Annotated in this window: 19 protein-coding genes; 10 read left to right on the top strand and 9 right to left on the bottom strand. The window is 43.6% G+C overall.

What is annotated here, in order from left to right; all coding sequences use genetic code 11:
- Position 1: 1 nt before the first annotated feature.
- The 3 genes from arfB (at position 2) to OQ279_RS16445 (ending at position 2545) form a co-directional block, all read left to right on the top strand.
- Positions 2-406, top strand: a complete 405-nt coding sequence (arfB, locus tag OQ279_RS16455) for an alternative ribosome rescue aminoacyl-tRNA hydrolase ArfB (protein WP_266071148.1) — start codon at positions 2-4, stop codon at positions 404-406.
- A gap of 185 nt (positions 407-591) precedes the next feature.
- Entirely contained in the window at positions 592-930 is a 339-nt protein-coding gene (locus tag OQ279_RS16450) for a hypothetical protein (RefSeq protein WP_266071147.1), read from the top strand.
- Between the two features lie 274 nt (positions 931-1204).
- Positions 1205-2545 carry a sigma-54-dependent transcriptional regulator gene (locus OQ279_RS16445; protein ID WP_266071146.1) on the top strand — a complete coding sequence of 447 codons (1341 nt, stop codon included), beginning with the start codon at positions 1205-1207 and terminating at the stop codon, positions 2543-2545.
- On the opposite strand, the gene OQ279_RS16440 is transcribed toward OQ279_RS16445, so the two are convergent.
- Positions 2535-4949 carry a hybrid sensor histidine kinase/response regulator gene (locus tag OQ279_RS16440; RefSeq protein WP_266071145.1) on the bottom strand — a complete coding sequence of 805 codons (2415 nt, stop codon included), beginning with the start codon at positions 4947-4949 and terminating at the stop codon, positions 2535-2537. The two genes, OQ279_RS16445 and OQ279_RS16440, sit on opposite strands and share 11 nt — an antisense overlap.
- 295 nt (positions 4950-5244) lie before the next feature.
- On the opposite strand from OQ279_RS16440, the gene OQ279_RS16435 reads away from it, so the two are divergent.
- Positions 5245-7602 (top strand): TonB-dependent receptor, encoded by a 2358-nt coding sequence (locus OQ279_RS16435; RefSeq protein ID WP_266071143.1) that lies wholly within the window; start codon positions 5245-5247, stop codon positions 7600-7602.
- Positions 7603-7663: 61 nt separating this feature from the next.
- On the opposite strand, the gene OQ279_RS16430 is transcribed toward OQ279_RS16435, so the two are convergent.
- Positions 7664-8092, bottom strand: a complete 429-nt coding sequence (locus OQ279_RS16430; protein WP_266071142.1) for a hypothetical protein — start codon at positions 8090-8092, stop codon at positions 7664-7666.
- A 116-nt stretch (positions 8093-8208) separates the two neighbouring features.
- On the opposite strand from OQ279_RS16430, the gene greA reads away from it, so the two are divergent.
- From greA to OQ279_RS16415, 3 genes are all read left to right on the top strand, one after another.
- Entirely contained in the window at positions 8209-8685 is a 477-nt protein-coding gene (gene greA / locus OQ279_RS16425) for a transcription elongation factor GreA (RefSeq protein WP_266071141.1), read from the top strand.
- Between the two features lie 107 nt (positions 8686-8792).
- Positions 8793-9182 (top strand): HIT family protein, encoded by a 390-nt coding sequence (locus OQ279_RS16420; protein WP_266071139.1) that lies wholly within the window; start codon positions 8793-8795, stop codon positions 9180-9182.
- The gene (locus tag OQ279_RS16415; RefSeq protein WP_266071138.1) at positions 9182-9592 is read left to right on the top strand and encodes an acyl-CoA thioesterase; all 411 of its coding nucleotides are present in this window, start codon (positions 9182-9184) and stop codon (positions 9590-9592) included. The genes OQ279_RS16420 and OQ279_RS16415 overlap by 1 nt, the downstream gene beginning before the upstream one ends.
- Here the strand turns inward: OQ279_RS16415 and OQ279_RS16410 are convergent.
- Entirely contained in the window at positions 9567-10736 is a 1170-nt protein-coding gene (locus OQ279_RS16410; protein WP_266071137.1) for a sensor histidine kinase, read from the bottom strand. The genes OQ279_RS16415 and OQ279_RS16410 overlap by 26 nt on opposite strands.
- Before the next feature lie 110 nt (positions 10737-10846).
- Here OQ279_RS16410 and OQ279_RS16405 point away from each other — a divergent pair, with 110 nt between their 5' ends.
- The 3 genes from OQ279_RS16405 to aat all read left to right on the top strand — a co-directional run bounded on the left by OQ279_RS16405 (position 10847) and on the right by aat (position 12867).
- Positions 10847-11725 carry a flavin reductase family protein gene (locus OQ279_RS16405; RefSeq protein WP_266071136.1) on the top strand — a complete coding sequence of 293 codons (879 nt, stop codon included), beginning with the start codon at positions 10847-10849 and terminating at the stop codon, positions 11723-11725.
- A 1-nt stretch (position 11726) separates the two neighbouring features.
- Complete coding sequence (locus tag OQ279_RS16400; RefSeq protein ID WP_266071135.1) at positions 11727-12101, top strand: DUF3127 domain-containing protein; 375 nt, start codon at positions 11727-11729, stop codon at positions 12099-12101.
- A gap of 127 nt (positions 12102-12228) precedes the next feature.
- On the top strand, positions 12229-12867 hold the full coding sequence (gene aat, locus OQ279_RS16395) for a leucyl/phenylalanyl-tRNA--protein transferase (protein ID WP_266071134.1): 639 nt from the start codon (positions 12229-12231) through the stop codon (positions 12865-12867).
- 53 nt (positions 12868-12920) lie between these two features.
- Here aat and OQ279_RS16390 read toward each other — a convergent pair whose 3' ends face one another.
- The 6 genes from OQ279_RS16390 to OQ279_RS16365 all read right to left on the bottom strand — a co-directional run.
- Entirely contained in the window at positions 12921-13499 is a 579-nt protein-coding gene (locus OQ279_RS16390) for a DNA-3-methyladenine glycosylase I (protein ID WP_266071133.1), read from the bottom strand.
- The gene (locus OQ279_RS16385) at positions 13499-14227 is read right to left on the bottom strand and encodes a hypothetical protein (protein WP_266071132.1); all 729 of its coding nucleotides are present in this window, start codon (positions 14225-14227) and stop codon (positions 13499-13501) included. Before OQ279_RS16385 ends, OQ279_RS16390 begins: the two co-directional genes overlap by 1 nt.
- Before the next feature lie 3 nt (positions 14228-14230).
- A complete protein-coding gene (gene truB / locus OQ279_RS16380; protein WP_266071131.1) occupies positions 14231-14935 on the bottom strand; it encodes a tRNA pseudouridine(55) synthase TruB in 705 nt (234 codons plus the stop codon).
- Between the two features lie 6 nt (positions 14936-14941).
- Positions 14942-15739 carry an undecaprenyl-diphosphate phosphatase gene (locus tag OQ279_RS16375; RefSeq protein WP_266071130.1) on the bottom strand — a complete coding sequence of 266 codons (798 nt, stop codon included), beginning with the start codon at positions 15737-15739 and terminating at the stop codon, positions 14942-14944.
- A 2-nt stretch (positions 15740-15741) separates the two neighbouring features.
- Positions 15742-15996, bottom strand: a complete 255-nt coding sequence (locus OQ279_RS16370) for a DUF3098 domain-containing protein (RefSeq protein ID WP_266071129.1) — start codon at positions 15994-15996, stop codon at positions 15742-15744.
- Positions 15997-16138: 142 nt separating this feature from the next.
- The coding region (locus OQ279_RS16365) for a cell division protein FtsX (RefSeq protein ID WP_266071128.1) at positions 16139-16772 on the bottom strand (634 nt) is incomplete at its 5' end.

The following is a 16772-nucleotide window of genomic DNA, read 5'->3' as shown; positions in this document are numbered from 1 at the left end:
GTTGGATGAACAACAACTCATACAGGAAGCTGACTATAAGGCCGTAAGAAGTTCGGGTGCAGGGGGCCAGAATGTGAACAAGGTCTCCTCAAAAGTCGAGCTGCATTTTAGGCTGGAGGAGACCGCAGGACTTTCAGAAGAAGAAAAGCAGCGCGCATTGAAGAAATTGTCATCCCGGCTTACAAATTCGGGAGAGTTGATCTTGCAGTGCGATGAATCACGAAGTCAGCATAAAAATAAGGAGATCGTTACCCAAAGGTTTCTGGAACTAATTAAACAGGCTATTGTAAAACCGAAGGTCCGGAAGAAGACCAAAACACCAAAAGCAGCAAAACTGAAGCGGCTAAGAGAGAAAAAGAAACTTTCAGAAAAGAAGGCTACCCGTAAAAATCCTTTAAAAGATTGAAATGAGGAATATTTCTACAATTGGGTGGGGAAAAATCTAAATTACCGCACCTCCTTTACTTCACTAAAAATAGCCAAAACCCCTGTGACACAGGGGTTTTGTTGTTCATGTCCCAGTATGGCCCGGTTTTCCCTTTAGACTTATCAGACTAAAACTAAAACATTAAACCCAAAAAAACTTAAACTATGAAAAAGGTATGTCTTACAGTATTCGCTGCATCTGCAATGTTATTTTCAGCTCAAAATCTTACAGCCCAGGAAGTAGCTCAAACGCAGGTTGAGGTAGAAGAAACAGTGGTTCAAAGAGCCCAGGATGATTTTACACAAATTGAAGTTCAGGAACTGCCTGCTGCTGTACAGCAAGCTGTAGAACGTGACTATGCGGGGGCCACTATTGCTGAAGCCTATGTGAAAGAACACGAAGGGGCACAAAAATTTAAGCTGAAATTGACCACTGCCGATGGTGAGGAGCAAGAGCTTTATGCCGATGCCGAAGGTAACTGGATAGAAAAGGACAAAAAGTAATCAAGGAACTGTTCAGAGCAGTAATCTGATCGCTACCACTAAACTAAAGGAGAAACCGACTCCTGGTGGCAGATCTCCCGCGGAAGATGTATTACCTGAGTAATTGCTACCCCGGAACCGCCAACCTTCTGGTGTGGTATAAAGCCAACAGAGGAGATTTGAAAAATGGAGAATGTTCAAAAAAGAGGGCTATGATTGTAGCTCTCTTTTTTATGTTTATTTTTGGTCTTGAGGGGTGGGAAAACTGTAATTTTGTTACTATTTAAAAATACCAATGACTAAAATTCTCTTAGTTGAAGATGATGTAGCATTCTGTACTATGCTCAAGACTTTCCTGGTAAAAAAGGAATGTGAAGTTGATGCCGTGTACACTGCAACTGAAGCCCTTAACCTGGTTGCTAAAAATAAATACGACCTGGTGATTTCAGATGTGCGTCTCCCCGATAAGGAGGGGCTCGAGATCCTGCAGGCTGTAAATCAAAAAGGAGAAAATACGGGGGTCATTATGATGACGAGCTATGCCGAAATTAGTATGGCTGTAAATGCAATTAAAGAAGGAGCATTAGACTACATAGCCAAGCCATTTCATCCCGAGGTGATCATGAATGCGATTGAGGCAGCTGTAAAGAATCCCACTGTTCCTAAAGTGGCCTCTCCCAAAAAACCTGAAACCTCTGCACCTCAGGATACCTACATTAAAGGTGGGAGCGAGGCTTCATCCAAGCTTAATAACTATATAGATCTTGTTGCGCCTACCAATATGTCTGTGCTCATTATGGGCGAAAGTGGGACGGGAAAGGAACAGATCGCGAAAAGTATCCACCAGAAAAGCAAGCGAAATGCAGCGCCATTTGTTGCGGTAGATTGTGGAGCCATTCCGCGCGAACTGGCTTCCAGTGAATTTTTCGGGCATGTAAAAGGCTCTTTTACGGGAGCGGTAAATAATAAGACCGGGCATTTTGAAGCTGCCAACGGCGGGACGCTTTTCCTGGATGAAATTGGGAACCTCAGTTACGAATTACAGGTGCAGTTGTTGCGCGCTTTGCAGGAACGCAAGGTAAAACCCGTGGGCAGTAATGAAGAGATCCATGTGAACATAAGGGTGATTGCGGCTACCAATGAAGATCTTTCAGAAGCTGTCAAAAAAGGCGATTTTAGAGAAGACCTTTACCACCGACTCAACGAATTTTCTATTAAAGTCCCTTCTTTAAAAGACAGGAAAGAAGACCTTATGGTGTTTGCCAATTACTTTCTTGACAGTGCCAACGAAGAACTGGAAAAAGATATTTCAGGTTTTTCTGAAAAGAGTATTGCTGCATTTAAAAGGTATAATTGGCCCGGAAATCTCAGGGAGCTCAAAAATGTTGTAAAACGAGCTGTTTTACTTTCAACAGGAGAGTATATTTCTTCCAGTTGTTTACCTACCGAAGTGCTTGCGGCCAAAGAGGAGCCTGAAGAACAGGATTACAGCCTCTTCAAAAACAAGAATGAGCAGGAAATGATCCTGGATGCGCTTGAAAAGACCCGGGGTAATAAAAGTAAGGCTGCAAAATTGCTGTCAATTGACAGGAAAACGCTCTATAATAAACTGAAGCAATACGGTATTAACCTGTAATCTCTTCCTGAAGGTTTTCCAGAAGCTTATTCACCTCTTGTGCCAGAGAAGGCACATCGATGCTTTCTGTTTCTGTACCACTGGCATTTTCTAAAATCACAAGTTTCTGTATCAAATGTGGCACCTGCAGCTGCCTGAACATAGGCAACATCTTATGCGCTACGGCAGAGACCTTCTCTTTTTGCCCTTTTTGATGGGCCATTTGCAGTAAGACCAGGTTAGACCTGGTGCTTTCAATAAATGCGTTTAAAATGGCATCCATAGCTTCAGGATCTTCTCCTGCAAAGTTCCTGATCTCGGTTAAGGTATAGTTCTTTTGTGGCTGGGTTGAAGTGGTTGTAGCCGGAGGCAGGGTTTTTAATTGTAGGTCCAGCAGGTCGCCAATAAGATCCAGTAATTCACCCGGAGAATAAGGCTTAAAAAGACTGCCGCTAAATCCCCTTTTTAGATAGTCTGCTGCACTAACGTCTGGCCTGCCTGAGAGGGCAATCACCGGGAGGTCTTGCAATTTAGGTTCTTTCCTGATTTTTCGGAGCAGTTCAAAACCGTCCATTTTTGGCATTTGAATATCTGTAAGTACCAGGTGTGGCGGGAAGGCCTTTACTTCTTTTAAAGCCTCTTTCCCGTTGTGTGCAGTGCGATAAGACATACCTGCATTGCGTATCAATTCTTTTAGCAATCCCAGTTGAGCCGGTTCATCATCTACAATGAGCACAGAGATCTTTTCGGGATCTACTATCGGCAGGTTCCGGGGGGCTGCAGGCTGTTCATTAGTGGCAGCATATTCTACCGGGATCCTAATTAAAAAGGTGCTGCCTTTTCCGGGTTCACTTTCCAGGCTTATTTTTCCGCCTAAAAGATCGGTGAGTTTCTTGCTTATAGACAAGCCGAGTCCGGTGCCGCCGTAGCGCTTTTCTATGCTGCTATCTTCCTGTGAAAATTCTTCAAAAACCTTCTCTTTCTGTTCTTTTGAAATCCCTATTCCTGTGTCTTTCACTTCAATGAACAATATGGGATGATTTTTCTCCTGCTCCAGTCCGGCTTTTACCTGCACGCTGCCCTGCGGTGTAAACTTGCAGGCGTTGTTTACCAGGTTTGTAAGTATTTGTTTAATTCTGAATGGGTCTGTAATTACCGGCCTGTCCAGTTCGGGTGCTATTTCTACCAGAACTTCCACATCCCGTGGCTTTTCAGGGGGAACAGCGTTTTCTACGGTTTCTTCAATCAGGTTTTTCGGATTAAAAGCCAGGGTATCAATAGACATTTTTCCCGCTTCAAGCCGCGACAGGTCCAGCAGGTCGTTCACAAGTCGCAGCAGGTAATCTGATGATCGTTTAAGCTGTCGCAGGTACCTGTTCTGGGATTTGTTGAGCTCACTTTTTTCGAGTAAACCTGTATATCCAATGATGGTGTTCAGGGGCGACCTTAAGTCGTGTGTAACCGTGTTCATAAATTGTTCGCGGCTGGAGAGTAGCGATTCCGCATAAGTCTTTGCAGCCTCCAGCTCCTGCCTGTACTGCTGACTCTTAGAAACGTCTTTCACTACCAGGAACACGAAGGTTAAAATTACCAGCAGACTTGCAATTGCCAGGAAGAGGATGATCCTGGAAGTGTCTTCTACGGTATTTTGCCAGGCCTCTACCTGGTCCATAGACGCCATTCTTTCTTCAGTCTCTAAAGTACTTAACAAGGTGCGTAACCTGTTGTTGAGCTGTATCTCATTGGCCAGTAACTGGTCTTCTTTATTTTCCAGTTCCTGCCGGTAGCGCCGCTCCTGTGTTTCCAGCTGGCCCAGTACGCTTTTTACTGAATTGACCAGGGAATCTATGGTGATCCCTGGAGGTTTTGGGCTCTGCTCATTTGAGTACTGCAGCAGCTTTATAAGTAATTGCCGCTGGTGCGGCTGCAGGTCTTTAAAACGCTGGTCGTAATTTCGGCTTTCAAAATTCTCATCTACCCGCTGTAATTCTGAAAGTACCCTGGCGTAATAGCTGTCGGTTTCTCCGCGGGCTCTAAGCTCCAGCAGTTCTTCGAGGTTTTCGCTCTTTTGGCTAAGCAGCGTGTTTATGCTGTCAATTTCCCTGTCCAGAGAACTGTCAGTTCTAAAATTCTGCAGCGAGGCGAGGGTGAATTTAATAGAATCAATTTTGGCATTGTAGGTATCAAGGCCTTCCAGGTTAGCACTTTGAATGAGCTTCCTGCTAAGACTTTCGGCCTCATACAGCTTGGTAGCGGCCTCTCCCACCAAAAGCAGCTTTTGGTTTCCGGCATTACTCCTTTCAGTTAAACTGGTATAACCGGTCACCTGGTTATAAATAAACCACACCGCCAGTCCCATGAGAGAGGCCAGAATGATATAACCGGCAAAGACGGTGAAAGTTATAGATGCCTTTTTTTTTGCCATGATTTCTTTGAAAGTGTAAAATTAAAAGCTTTCTGTGCTAAACCTTCAAAAATTAGGTTAAATCGAAAAAAAGCATTTACCTTTGCCGCGTCTCAAAGGGGTGCTAAGTCCTGCGGAAGCAGGAGGAAGCTGAGATTATACCCAAGGAACCTGGGCAGGTAATGCTGCCAAGGGATAGGTGCAAAGTGCACCGCGCAAGTATTATACTCCTGTCAACCAATAGTGGTTTTCAGGATTTTTTATTTTATAACAACAAGAATAACAGCCCCTTTTATTCGTAACCAATTTTTTACGAATGAAACATGTTTTCTTAATCTTCAGTTTTTTTCTTGTCGCAGTAAGCGGCTTTTCACAAGAATTACGGGTGTCGGGTACAGTGACAAGTGGTGATAAACCGCTTGAAGGTGCCATTGTGAGAGTAGAAGGCTCTTCGCAATTCACCCAGACTTCAGCAGGAGGGAAGTATTCTTTTACTCTTGATGAAGGTGTACATCATCTCATTTTTTCCTTCGGAAATAAAAAACGGGTGCGCATAGATCTTTCCGAAGATATAGTGCTGAATGTAGATATGAGTGATGCCGAAGAGCTCCTCGATGAGGTGTTTTTATCGGCAGTGCGGGTGAGTGCCGCGTCACCCATCACTTACAGCAATTTATCTAATGAGGAGATAGAAGATCGTAACCTGGGCCAGGATATTCCCAGCCTTATGCAGTACATGCCGGGAGTGGTCACTACCAGTGATGCCGGTGCCGGTATTGGCTACAGCAGCATTCGTGTGAGGGGTACCGAGGCCCGCGGAATCAATGTTACTATAAATGGTATTCCCTATAATGATGCCGAAAGCCAGGGGACCTTTTGGGTAAATCTGGGAGATTTTGCCTCTTCTGTAGAAGACCTGCAGCTGCAGCGCGGGGTGGGAACCTCTACAAACGGGGCCGGGGCTTTTGGTGCCAGTTTGAACATACTTACCGACAGGTATAACTATGAACCTTCGGCCGAGATCGCCAATAGTTTTGGTTCATACAATACCCGAAAACACACAGTGAAATTTAGCACAGGCATTTTTGACGATCACTGGGAATTCAATGGAAGGGCTTCAGTAATAAAGAGCGACGGCTATATAGACCGGGCTTCAACCGATCTTAAATCTTACTTTTTTCAGGGGTCTTATATTGGGGAAACCACCCTTGTAAAAGCCCTTACCTTTGGAGGGAGTGAAGTTACTTACCAGGCCTGGGATGGGATTGACGCAGATCAATTAAAAGAAGACAGGCGTTTTAACCCAGCAGGGGCCTATGAAGATGATCAAGGTAATCTTCGTTTTTACGACAATCACATAGATGATTATAAGCAGGATCATTTCCAGCTGCTCTGGAATGAGCGCTACGGCAATGGCTGGTCTTCAAATATTGCGCTCCACTACACCTACGGGAGAGGTTTCTACGAATCTTATCGCGCAGAAGAAGACCTGGAGGCCTATAATCTGGAACCATTCACCGCAAATGGGGAAGAGATTACTCAAAGTGATCTGGTTACCAAAAAATGGCTGGTAAATGATTTTTATGGCACAACATTTAATGTGCAGTACGAGAATGAAAACCTTGAAGTTATTGCCGGTGGCGCCTGGAACAACTATGAAGGAGACCATTTTGGAGAGGTGATCTTCACCCGCTTTGCGCCCAGCCTGCCTTTGCACAGGTACTATGAGAATGATGCTGAAAAAAGTGACTTTAATCTCTTCGGAAAAGTAACTTATGCCCTTAGGGATAATCTTGCACTTTACGGAGACCTGCAGCTAAGAAAGATCAATTATGAGGTCAATGGTTTTGAAGAGGAAAACGCGCCTTTCATAGTTGATGACAGCCATACCTTTTTTAATCCAAAAGCCGGATTGACCTACGAATTTTCGGAAGCCAGCCGACTTTACTTTTCGTTTGCCAGGGCACATAGAGAGCCTAACCGATCCGATTATGAAGCGGGCAACCCCGAACCTGAAGAGTTAAATGATTATGAGCTGGGATGGAGATTTGCGACAAGTAACTTTCAGCTGAATTCCAATCTTTACTATATGGATTACCGCAACCAGCTGGTACTTACAGGAGAACTAAATGATGTGGGTGCGCCAATTAGAAGAAATAGTGGGAACAGCTACAGGCTGGGTCTGGAATTGGATGCCGTGGTGAGGTTGCATCCCAAGTTCAGTTGGCGACCAAATGTGGCCATTAGCCGGAATAAAAATGATGAATGGTTCGCTTCATGGGACGGGGAACTGCGCAGCTTCGGAAAAACAGACATCTCTTATTCTCCCGGGATCATTGCCGGAAACATTCTGGAATACCGACCTGTAGAAGGACTTGAGATCAAATTCCTTTCAAAATACGTGGGAGGGCAGTATATGAGCAACCTCGAAAATGAAACATCTTTGCTCGAAAGTTATTTTGTAAATGACATTAACCTGCAGTACACCTGGAGCAATGCTCCTCTCTTTAAAGAAATAGTCTTTACAGGTTTGATCAACAACATCTTTAGTGAAGAATACGTGTCAAACGGGTATTACTACACTTACGATTGGGATGGGATTACCTACGATGGTGTAGGATACTACCCACAGGCTACCCGCAATTTCCTGGCGGGGGTGACTTTGAGGTTCTAAAATATAACCTTCAAAAAAGGCTTTTTTGAGACCTCTCAAAAGAGCCTTTTTTTTATGCCTTTTAATTTGAGATCTGTATCACATTCCCCCTCTTTTCTGCCCGATATGGCTGCAGCATATATTCTCCCGTACCTGCAGTTTGCTCTCCCGTAATGATGTTGTAAACATTTCCATCTCCACAGGTACATGAAGCTGCTGTTCCGTTTACAGTTAAGGCAGAACAGGCTTGAGGGATATGGTTAGGGTCGGTAAGTTCATACGCAAAATACTGGTCGTTGTTGAGGTTGTAAATAACAATTCCGTTAATGCCGTAGTTGCGGGTTATAAATTTATTTCCGGAAAAATTCAGCTGATTATACTCAGGAAGGTTAAGGTCAAACTGCACTGAAAAATTCAGGTGGGGCAGGTAAGGATTTTGACGTATCTCATCATCAGAAGAACATCCTAAAAGGGTGATAGATAAGGATAAAAGCATTAAAATTCGCTTCATATTTGGGTTTTTAAAAGCTGCCGGATTATAATTGTACTGGATATTTTAATTTACTATATTTGTTTAAAATCCCGTCGGCGAATGGGATTTTTTCTATTTATATAAACGACGAAGTTATGAGTAAAGTATCATATTATAGTGCAGATGGCCTTAAAAAACTTAGAGATGAACTCAATCAATTAAAGGATGTTGAGCGGCCAAAAGCTTCACAGGCAATTGCCGAAGCGCGTGATAAAGGTGATCTTAGTGAGAATGCCGAGTATGATGCTGCAAAGGAGGCCCAGGGTTTACTTGAATTGAAAATTGCAAAACTGGAAGAGATATATGCCAACGCAAGGTTAATTGATGAGTCGCAACTCGACACGTCTAAAGCCCTGGTACATTCAACCGTGAAAATCAAAAACGTGACTAACTGTGCTGAAGTAAAATACAAACTGGTAGCGCAAAGTGAAGCCGATCTTAAAGCAGGAAAGATCTCTGTAGATAGTCCTATCGGGAAAGGCCTTTTGGGAAAAAAAGTAGGTGAGATCGCTGAAGTACAGGTGCCTTCGGGGACAATGAAATTCGAAATTCTTGAGATCACCCGTGACTAAGGGGTGTCAAAAATGTCATTTTTAAGGATCCTTTCTTCGGAAAGGATTTTTTTATGCCCCGGTTTATGCCGAAAATCTTAACTTGTTACCTCTAAAATTTAAAGACTATGCCCAGCATTTTTACAAAGATCGTCAACGGAGAAATACCTGCTTACAAAGTTGCAGAAACCGATAAATTCCTGGCCTTTCTCGATGTGCGGCCCAATGTAAAGGGACACACTTTGTGTATTCCAAAAGAAGAGGTCAATAAACTTTTTGACCTTGATGAAGAAACTTACATGCAGCTTATGGCCTTTTCGCGCAAGGTCGCTAAGGGCGTTGAGAAAGCCGTACCGTGTAAAAGGGTAGGAGTGGCAGTGGTGGGCCTTGAAGTGCCCCACGTGCATGTGCACCTTATTCCCTTAAACAATATGAGCGATATGAATTTTGCTCAGAGCGTTTCCCTGAGCGAAGAAGAATTTCAGCAAATCGCCGATGATATCAAAGCTAATATTTAGTGGAGTTTTCGGAATATAAACTATCGCTGGACCTTCGGATTGATTTCAGTGATCTCGATATGTACCGTCACGTGAACAATCTCACGTTTATCAGGTTCCTTCAGTCGGGTAGGGTGAATTTTTGGGAGGCTGCCGGCCTGTCCAAACTCTTTTCAGAATCCAATAAAGGAGCCATCCTGGTTTCTACGCATTGCGATTTTAAAAAATCGCTGTTTTACCCGGGAACGGCTACGGTAAAGACGAAACTGGCCTACATCAGGAACAGCAGTTTTGCGCTCGATCAATTGATCCTGAATGACAAAGGTGAAGTTTGTGCCGAAGGTAGGGACATCGCCGTTTTCTTCGACTTTTCTGAAGATAAATCCCTGCCCATTCCTCCCGATCTCAGACAGGTGATGCAGCAGTTTTAGCCCTGTGAAGCTGGATCTCAATGGTAGTTCCTTTGTTGATCTCGCTTCGCAGCACTTTTATCCTGCCGCCGTGATATTTTTCTATGATCCTTTTGGAGAGTGACAAGCCAAGGCCCCAGCCCCTTTTTTTGGTGGTGAAGCCGGGTTCAAAGATGCGTTTGAATTTACTTTTGGGTATTCCTTTTCCGGTATCGGTAACCTGGATATACACTTTTTTAGAATCCTGCTTCAGCTTTATTTCCAGTTCCCCTTTTCCCTTCATGGCATCTATGGCGTTTCGCACCAGGTTTTCAATGGTCCAGCTGTAGAGCTGGGCATTCAGGTTGACCAAGATCTTTTCCGAAGGAAGCTGAAGTTGAAATTTGATGAGCTTTGAACTCCGCGCTTCAAGGTAATCAAAGGAATCCCGGGTTTTTTCAACAATGTTTGCCGGTTCCAGAGTGGGTGCCGATCCAATTTTGGAAAAACGTTCGGTGATGGTTTTGAGGCGGTCTACATCTTTTTCAATTTCAGTAATAAAATCGGGGTTCACCTTTTCTTCTTTAAGGATCTCTGTCCAGCCTATGAGCGAAGAAAGCGGGGTGCCAATCTGGTGCGCCGTCTCTTTGGCCATACCGGCCCATAATTTGTTTTGTTCGCTGCTTTTTGTAGTTCTGTAGAAAAAATAGATCACCGCAATAAACAGGATGATGATAAGAATAAGGGCGAGCGGGTAGTATTTCAGCTTGTTGAGCATGGGAGAATTTCCGTAGTAAACCCTGTTCACCCTGCCTTCGCCAAGATCCATTTCTATAGGCTCATTGGTGCTTTTAAGCGATGCGAGGAATTGCTGAAGTTCTTCTTCACTGGCCATGATCTCGCCAGGTATGTTCATGGCGTCTACTATCTGGCCATTGTCATCTACCAGTATTGTGGGAATGCTCGAATTGCTGTTGATGATCTCCAGGTAAAGATCAAGGCCGGTATCTGTATCTACCTGGTCAAGATAAACCTGTGCCGAAGCCCAGATGTTCATTTTTACCCGTTCTTCTTCCTTGATGCGTTGAAAAAAGGCAACTGCATTCCATACAATAAGGCTAACAATGATGAGCGAAGTAACGATAATGAACCAGCGGCGAAAGTTTCGTTTGTTTGAAAACCTCATGAAGGCAGGGCTTAAATTGCGTTTAAATATAATCGTTTTAGGTAACTTATTATTGTGTAGCCAATTTTTCATCTCTTCAGGGTTTCGTTACCTTTGCCAAAATCACGAGCATGCTTAGCATAGATCCTAAAGAAGTTCCCGTACCACAATTGCACCAGTACCTGCTGGGAGCAGTAGGGCCAAGGCCCATAGCTTTTGCCAGCACCCTCGATAAAGAAGGGAGGCCAAATTTATCGCCCTTCAGTTTCTTTAATGTATTTGGGTCAAATCCTCCTATACTTATTTTTTCTCCGGCACGCCGCGGAAGAGATAATACTGTAAAGCACACTTATAATAATTCTAAAGCCACGGGAGAAGTAGTGATCAATGTGGTGAATTACGATTTGGTACAGCAGGTTTCGCTGTCGAGTACCGAATATGCTGAAGGTGTCAACGAATTTGAAAAGGCAGGGCTTACTATGCTGAAATCGGACATTGTAAAGCCTTTCAGGGTGAAGGAATCACCGGTACAATTTGAATGCAGGATCAATGAGATCGTAGAGACCGGAAGTGAAGGAGGAGCCGGGAATCTTGTGATTTGTGAAGTGCTAAAAATGCATATTCGGGAAGATATTTTAGATGAAAAAGGCTATATTGACCAGCACAAAATTGACCTGGTAGCCCGCATGGGAGGTAACTGGTACACCCGCGCCGCGCCCGGAATGTTTGAAGTTCCAAAGCCTTTGCAGACTTTAGGAATAGGGATTGATGCCATTGCCGAAGAGGTTCGAAACAGCAAATATCTCTCGGGTAATGATCTTGGGAAATTGGGCAATGTAGAGCGGCTTCCCACCGCTGAAGAAGTCAGGGAGTTTTTGAGAGGGAATTCTCAACTTTCAGAATTGGTGAAAAGCGCCGGTGAAGAAAAGCTGCATTTAACAGCAAAAGAATATTTAGAAAAAGACGATACGGCAACAGCCTGGAAAATATTATTAGCAAAAAACGTTTGATATGGAAGTACAAGGAAAAATTAAGATGATTGGACAAACCCAAACCTTCGGGAGCAACGGGTTTAGAAAGAGAGAAGTGGTAGTTACAACAGAAGAGCAGTACCCACAACATATTCTTGTAGAATTTGTGCAGGATAAATGTGATCTTCTAAATAATTATGGTGTTGGGCAGCCTGTAAAAATTGGGGTGAATTTGCGCGGGCGCGAATGGGTGAACCCGCAGGGAGAGACCAAATACTTCAACTCTATACAGGGATGGAGAATTGAAAACCTGGCAGCTCAAAGTCAGCAGGGTGGCGCTCCTGTACCACCGGCCGATCAATTTGAACCGGCCAATAATCTAAACGACGAAGATTATGACGATTTGCCATTCTAGGTGAATCATAAAATAAGTAATGAAAACCCCTTTTCTGAAGAATTGGGGTTTTTTCTTTTCTGAAGATGCTGGAAAAAAGAGTGGTCAATTTGTTTTATTTTTACTTCTGAAAAAAGACCCCTTGTTTTTGACATTTTTGAGACCACAAGACGATTTTCCTTCAGTTGAGAAGGCTACAGCAGAAGGTTTGCTGGCCTATGGCGGTGACTTATCACCACAAAGGCTTCTGGCAGCATATTCCCGCGGAATCTTTCCGTGGTTTGATGAAGATCAGCCTATCTTGTGGTGGAGTCCCGATCCCCGAATGGTGCTGTTTCCCGAGAACCTGAAGGTCTCCAAAAGCATGAAGCAACTGCTTAAAAAGAATGCTTTCAAAGTGAGCTTTAATACGGCTTTTTCAGAAGTTATTGAGCAATGTGCAAAAATAAACAGGCCGGGACAGCCCGGCACCTGGATAACGCCCGAAATGCAGCAGGCTTACCTTTCCCTGCATCAGGAAGGTATTGCAGTTTCAGTTGAAGTTTGGCAGGAAACGGAACTCGTGGGTGGCCTGTACGGAGTCTACTTAAGGGAAAAAAAGATCTTTTGCGGGGAAAGCATGTTTTCAAAAGTCAGTAACGCCTCAAAATACGGATTTATTCACCTGGTGCAGCAACTTGAAAAGGAAGGCGTAAGATTAATTGACTGCCAGATGTACACGGACCATCTCGCAAGTTTGGGTGCCGCCGAAATTCCCCGCAGCGTATTTCTTGAATACCTAAGCTGAAACCAGAAAGAGGTTCCAAAAATGGCATTTTGGGAACCTCTTTTTCCTGTGCTTTATTGAGGTGCTTTCACTTCGCTGTGCCTAAAGCATTGCGTTATGTGATCATTCACCATACCTGTGGCCTGCATGTGAGCATAGACCACCGTGGGCCCTACAAATTTAAAGCCCCGCTTCTTGAGATCCTTACTTAGAGCTTCACTAAGAGGCGTGGTGGCAGGAACCGCGGTTAAAGTTTGCCGGTCGGGTTGTAAAGGGATGTCATCAACAAAGCCCCAAATATATTTTGAAAAACTTCCAAATTCCTCCTGCACCTTCATAAAAACCTGTGCGTTGGTAATTGCGGCACGAATTTTTGCGCCATGCCGGATTATGCCGCTGTTCTCCAGTAACTCGGCTTGTTTAGCTTCAGAATAAGTGGCTATTTTTTTATAATCGAAATTGTCAAAAGCCTTTCTGAAATTTTCCCTTTTCCGAAGAATAGTGATCCAGCTTAAGCCCGCCTGGAAGGTTTCCAACATGAGGAATTCAAAAATGCCGGCATCATCTTTTAAGGGAACGCCCCATTCGCGGTCGTGGTATGCTTCATAGAGTGGATCGCCCACGCACCAGCCGCAACGTATCTTTTCTTCCATTAATTCTGAAAATTATAGGTTATAGTGCCGGGTTGTGCATTTCTCCCGGCAAGTTGGGTAAATTTTGCATCTGCCGCATATCTCATAGCCATATTGGTAAGGCATTCGTTACTTGTGGAAGAAGCATTCTTGTTTATTGAGGTCTTTACCACGTCTCCCGCAGCATTTACGGTGATGTTCACCACAATTCTGCCGGGAGTATCGCAGGTGTAAATTGGATTGGGAATATCTATAGCTGTTCGACCTACCAGGGAAAAAGAAATAGAGCTATTTCTCATGCTACCGGGCTTTACCGATGTTTCTTTACTGCTGTTATCTCCTTCTGAAGCCTTCTTTTTCTTCTCTTTTTTATTGTTGTTCAGCCCAAATTCTCCTTGTGCCGACTTGGCAGACTCTGCTTCCGAAGTTTCCTGTTGTGCGGCATTCTTCTGAAATATTTCATCCAATCTCGACTCCAGGTTATTCTGACTTTCCTCCTGATCCTGGTTGAATGCCTGGTGTGTTTGTACGGTAGGGCTCGGGCGTTGAGGTTCTTCAGGTTTGGGCGCTTCGGGCTCGGGTTGTTTTTCTTCGGGAGGTGGGATGGGCCTTAATTCATTTAGCTCAATAAGCGTCTCCCGAATCTTTTTAGATTCGTTGGAGATATTGATGTTGTACATAGACAAGATCAAAATCGAAAAGATAAGGCTGGTAATGATCAGCGCCTTATGTCTATCGAAAAAATCCATTTTTTAAGTTTCTTCCTCCATCGAAAGATACTCATTTACAAAAGAATCTACTGTTAAGGCATTTTCAACTTTATAGTCTCCAATACGGGTGCGACGCAGGGCAGAGAGGTATGCCCCGGTGTTTAATTGGGATCCAAAATCAAAGGCAAGGCTGCGAATGTAAGTACCTTTACTGCACACCACTCTAAAATGTACTTTTGGAAGCTCAATTTTAGTGATCTCAAATTCTGAAATATTTACCGTACGGGTAGGTATCTCCACTTCTTCCCCGCTTCGGGCGTATTCGTAAAGCCTTTTTCCATCTTTCTTTAAAGCTGAAAATACCGGTGGCCTTTGCTGAATATCTCCCAAAAATGCTTTTGTTGCTTCATGAATTCCTTCCGAAGTGAGATGGTCTATGGGGAAGGTTTCATCAACTTCAGTCTCCATATCAAAGGAAGGCGTAGTGGCGCCCAGGGTGAAGGTGCCGGTGTATTCTTTTTCCTGTCCCTGAAGATTTTCAATAAGTTTGGTAGATTTCCCGGTGCAAAGGATGAGCAAGCCCGTAGCTAATGGATCTAGAGTACCTGCGTGGCCTACCTTAATTTTTTTGATCCTGAAGTTCTTCCGGATGAGCCATCTCACTTTGTTTACCAACTGGAAAGATGTCCATTCCAGGGGTTTATCAAATAAGAGGATTTGTCCGGTTTTGAATTCTTCTTCAGTCATTATTTATCAGGTATAGAAATATTGGTAACCAATTGCTATTGTGCCCACTATAAAACAGTAGATGGCAAAATAGGTGAGTTTGCTTTTACGCACCAGGGCAATCATCCAGGTACAGGCGGCAAAACCGGCAATGAAAGCAGCGATGAATCCGGCCAGTAGTGGTATAGGTGCGATGGTGGTGTTGGTTAGGTCCCCACTCAAAAGGTCTTTTGCGATTTTTCCTAAAATTAAGGGGACTACCATGAGGAACGAGAAGCGCGCAGCTCTGGTTTTGTCATTTCCCAGCAGCACAGAAGTAGAAATGGTGGCCCCACTTCTTGAAATTCCCGGTAAAATTGCGATAGCCTGTGCTACTCCTATAATGATACTGTCTTTATAGGTTACAGGCTTTCCGGTATTTTTAGCCCGGTCGGCCAGCCACAACAACACCGAAGTTATTAAGAGCATGAACCCTACAAAAGTGAGATTGCCGCCAAATAGAGATTCCAGTTCCTCCTCAAACATTAACCCGACAAAAACTGCGGGGATCATAGAGAGGACGATCTTTAAAGAAAATTTAGTTTCGTCATTCCAGCGGAAGGAGAACAGGCCGCGGAAAATTTCGGCTACGTCTTTCCTGAAAACTACGATGGTACTTAGAGCGGTTGCAAAGTGGAGTACCACGGTGATCATTAAAGATTCTTCGGGAATGCTTTGGCTTCCCAGAAGAGCTTTTCCTATTTCGAGGTGCCCACTTGAAGAAACAGGTAAAAATTCGGTAAGTCCCTGGATGATTCCAAGGAACACAGCATCAATAATTTCCATTATTATTTTCGGGGGTTGAGAAGGATCGCGTAGACTTCAATGGCGAAACCAAGAAGTACCAGGGCTGGGGCCAGCCTTATTCTTCTAAAACTATAGATTTCCGGATTAAAAATATTGGGGTCGTCACTACCGCCGCCGGCCATAAGAATGAATCCAAGGGCGATTACTGCCAGGCCTATTCCCATCACAATGTAGTTCTTCTTTTCGAATACAAAATTAAGATCCTGCCTGTGTAAAGGCTTTTTGTTCTTGTTCATTGGTTCTTTGTTTTTTGGCTGCAACCCCTTAAAATGTAAGGTGTCAAAAATAGCAATTTTTGAGGCTAACTAATAATATAACTTTCCTCTTAAAACGATTATTATAGATGCACGTGATCTTCTATAAATCATCTAGAACTCACTAATAATACAATTCATCAGTTTTTAAATTCAGGAAGCGCTGGGTGGCAAAAAAGGTACTAAGCCAGGTTATTACTGCTCCCATTAGAAAGATTCCGAAGAAAAGAGCAGCCAGAATGCTTGTATCGCTTAGCAGTTCAAGTTCTGGAAAGCTCTTGTTCATATAGTAAAGTACTATGGCCATACCTATTAGTGCAATAAGCGCGCCTATCATGCCCAGTTTTACGCTCTTCAGAATAAATGGTTTTCTAATAAACCTTTTTGTAGCACCTACCATTTGCATGGTCTTGATAATAAACCTTTTTGAATATACCGAAAGCCTTATGGAGCTGTTGATTAAAAGCACGGCGATAAAGGTGAAAATCGCGCTAATGGCAAGTACCCAAAAACTGATTTTTGTGACATTCTCGTTGAGGAGGGAAATAAGAGGTTTGTCATAAACCACTTCATCTACAAAGTTCTTTGCAGTTAATTCTTCGGCAATCTGGTCTATTTCGCCCGAGGTAATATAATCGGCTTTAAAATATACGTCAATAGAATTTTGCAGTGGGTTATAGCCCAGGAACTCCATAAAATCTTCTCCTATTTCTTTGCTGTGAGCTTCGGCTGCTTCCTCTTTGGTCACATAAGTGGTA

The organism is Salinimicrobium profundisediminis (genome assembly GCF_026241755.1).
Taxonomy (GTDB): domain Bacteria; phylum Bacteroidota; class Bacteroidia; order Flavobacteriales; family Flavobacteriaceae; genus Salinimicrobium; species Salinimicrobium profundisediminis.
Note: the sequence above shows the minus strand (reverse complement) of the source record. Positions and strands in the feature narration are given on the sequence as shown.

Excerpts from the sequence above, each read along its gene's own strand:
- OQ279_RS16370 (WP_266071129.1), bottom strand. The coding sequence starts at position 15,996 with ATGAACAAGAACAAAAAGCCTTTACACAGGCAGGATCTTAATTTTGTA.
- OQ279_RS16375 (WP_266071130.1), bottom strand. The coding sequence starts at position 15,739 with ATGGAAATTATTGATGCTGTGTTCCTTGGAATCATCCAGGGACTTACC.
- OQ279_RS16450 (WP_266071147.1), top strand. The coding sequence starts at position 592 with ATGAAAAAGGTATGTCTTACAGTATTCGCTGCATCTGCAATGTTATTT.
- OQ279_RS16405 (WP_266071136.1), top strand. The coding sequence starts at position 10,847 with ATGCTTAGCATAGATCCTAAAGAAGTTCCCGTACCACAATTGCACCAG.
- OQ279_RS16385 (WP_266071132.1), bottom strand. The coding sequence starts at position 14,227 with ATGGATTTTTTCGATAGACATAAGGCGCTGATCATTACCAGCCTTATC.
- OQ279_RS16410 (WP_266071137.1), bottom strand. The coding sequence starts at position 10,736 with ATGAGGTTTTCAAACAAACGAAACTTTCGCCGCTGGTTCATTATCGTT.
- truB (WP_266071131.1), bottom strand. The coding sequence starts at position 14,935 with ATGACTGAAGAAGAATTCAAAACCGGACAAATCCTCTTATTTGATAAA.
- greA (WP_266071141.1), top strand. The coding sequence starts at position 8,209 with ATGAGTAAAGTATCATATTATAGTGCAGATGGCCTTAAAAAACTTAGA.
- OQ279_RS16420 (WP_266071139.1), top strand. The coding sequence starts at position 8,793 with ATGCCCAGCATTTTTACAAAGATCGTCAACGGAGAAATACCTGCTTAC.
- OQ279_RS16445 (WP_266071146.1), top strand. The coding sequence starts at position 1,205 with ATGACTAAAATTCTCTTAGTTGAAGATGATGTAGCATTCTGTACTATG.
- OQ279_RS16435 (WP_266071143.1), top strand. The coding sequence starts at position 5,245 with ATGAAACATGTTTTCTTAATCTTCAGTTTTTTTCTTGTCGCAGTAAGC.
- OQ279_RS16440 (WP_266071145.1), bottom strand. The coding sequence starts at position 4,949 with ATGGCAAAAAAAAAGGCATCTATAACTTTCACCGTCTTTGCCGGTTAT.
- OQ279_RS16430 (WP_266071142.1), bottom strand. The coding sequence starts at position 8,092 with ATGAAGCGAATTTTAATGCTTTTATCCTTATCTATCACCCTTTTAGGA.
- OQ279_RS16400 (WP_266071135.1), top strand. The coding sequence starts at position 11,727 with ATGGAAGTACAAGGAAAAATTAAGATGATTGGACAAACCCAAACCTTC.
- OQ279_RS16390 (WP_266071133.1), bottom strand. The coding sequence starts at position 13,499 with ATGGAAGAAAAGATACGTTGCGGCTGGTGCGTGGGCGATCCACTCTAT.